Annotated in this window: 2 protein-coding genes; both read left to right on the top strand. The window is 63.4% G+C overall.

The annotated features are described in order from the left end of the window. The first annotated feature begins 80 nt into the window (after nucleotides 1–80). Nucleotides 81–971, top strand: coding sequence for a carbohydrate ABC transporter permease (locus VSO01S_RS26400; RefSeq protein ID WP_068645703.1), 891 nt, complete (start codon nucleotides 81–83; stop codon nucleotides 969–971). A gap of 12 nt (nucleotides 972–983) precedes the next feature. Next, on the top strand, nucleotides 984–1,799 hold the full coding sequence (locus VSO01S_RS26405; RefSeq protein ID WP_068645704.1) for a carbohydrate ABC transporter permease: 816 nt from the start codon (nucleotides 984–986) through the stop codon (nucleotides 1,797–1,799). The last annotated feature ends 84 nt before the right edge of the window (nucleotides 1,800–1,883 follow it).

A 1,883-nucleotide genomic window follows, 5' to 3' on the forward strand; every position in this document is an offset into this window, starting at 1 on the left:
TGCGCCGGTGCTGGCATTGCAATAGAGGCCTGCCCCCATCCCGACCTTCCCCCAGAGGGGGAAGGGGAAGGAGAAAAGCCATGAACTCGACCATCAAGCCCATCAACCAGAAGGCCTGGCTGCTGGTGCTGCCGGTGTTCATCTGCGTGGCCTTCTCGGCCATCCTGCCGTTGATGACGGTGGTGAACTATTCGGTGCAGGACATCATCTCGCCCGAGCGCCGCGTGTTCGTGGGCACCGAATGGTTCGCCTCGGTGATGCGCGACGACGAGCTGCACGCGGCGCTGCTGCGGCAGCTGGGCTTCTCGCTGGCGGTGCTGCTGGTGGAGATTCCGCTGGGCATCATGCTGGCGCTGTCCATGCCGGCCACCGGCTGGAAGGCTTCGGCGGTGCTGGTGGTGGTGGCGCTGTCGCTGCTCATTCCCTGGAACGTGGTGGGCACCATCTGGCAGATCTACGGCCGCGCCGATATCGGCCTGCTGGGCTTTGCGCTGCAAAAGCTCGGCGTGGACTACAACTACACCGGCAATGCCCGCGACGCCTGGTTCACCGTGCTGGTGATGGACGTGTGGCACTGGACGCCGCTGGTGGCGCTGCTGTGCTTTGCCGGCCTGCGCTCCATTCCCGATGCGTACTACCAGGCTGCGCGCATCGACGGTGCCAGCAAGTTCGCGGTGTTCCGCTACATCCAGCTGCCCAAGATGCGCGGCGTGCTCATGATCGCGGTGCTGCTGCGCTTCATGGACAGCTTCATGATCTACACCGAGCCCTTCGTGCTCACCGGCGGCGGCCCGGGCAATGCCACCACTTTCCTGAGCCAGTACCTCACGCAAAAGGCCGTGGGCCAGTTCGACCTGGGGCCGGCCGCCGCGTTCTCGCTCATCTACTTCCTGATCATCCTGCTGTTGTGCTTCATGCTCTACAACTGGATGCAGCGGGTGGGCGCGCAGGACACCGAGGCCAAGGAATAGGAGGTGCACGCCATGAACGACCAACGACGCTTCCGCAAGCGCAGCATCTTCCTGGTGCTGTACCTCGTGTTCGCACTGCTGCCCATCTACTGGATGGTCAACATGAGCTTCAAGACGAACGAGGAGATCCTCTCCAGCTTCTCGTTCTTCCCGATGCAGTTCACGTGGGCCAACTACGTGCGCATCTTCACCGACGAGTCCTGGTACTCGGGCTACATCAACAGCCTGATCTACGTGGCCATCAACACGGTGATCTCGCTCACGGTGGCGCTGCCCGCGGCCTACGCCTTCTCGCGCTACTCGTTCCTGGGCGACAAGCATGTGTTCTTCTGGCTGCTCACCAACCGGATGACGCCGCCCGCAGTGTTCCTGCTGCCTTTCTTCCAGCTCTACAGCACGGTGGGGCTGATGGACACGCATCTGGGCGTGGCGCTGGCGCACCTCCTGTTCAACGTGCCGCTGGCGGTGTGGATCCTGGAAGGCTTCATGAGCGGCATCCCGCGCGAGATCGACGAGACGGCCTACATCGACGGCTATTCGTTTCCGCGCTTCTTCCTCACCATCTTCCTGCCGCTCATCAAGGCAGGGGTGGGCGTGGCGGCGTTTTTCTGCTTCATGTTCAGCTGGGTGGAACTGCTGCTGGCACGCACCCTCACCAGCGTGAACGCCAAGCCCATCGTGGCCACCATGACGCGCACCGTCAGCGCCTCGGGCATGGACTGGGCCACGCTGGCCGCCGCCGGCGTGCTGACCATCGTGCCGGGTGCGATCGTGATCTGGTTCGTGCGGCACTACATCGCCAAGGGTTTCGCAATGGGCCGCGTTTAGGTTTTTCTCCCTCCCCCTCTGGGGGAGGGCAGGGGTGGGGGCAAGCGGCGTCGAACAACGCAGCGGAGTTGGAGATGCCGCAAG

Origin of the sequence: Variovorax soli NBRC 106424, from assembly GCF_001591385.1 — a bacterium.
Lineage (GTDB): Bacteria > Pseudomonadota > Gammaproteobacteria > Burkholderiales > Burkholderiaceae_C > Variovorax > Variovorax soli.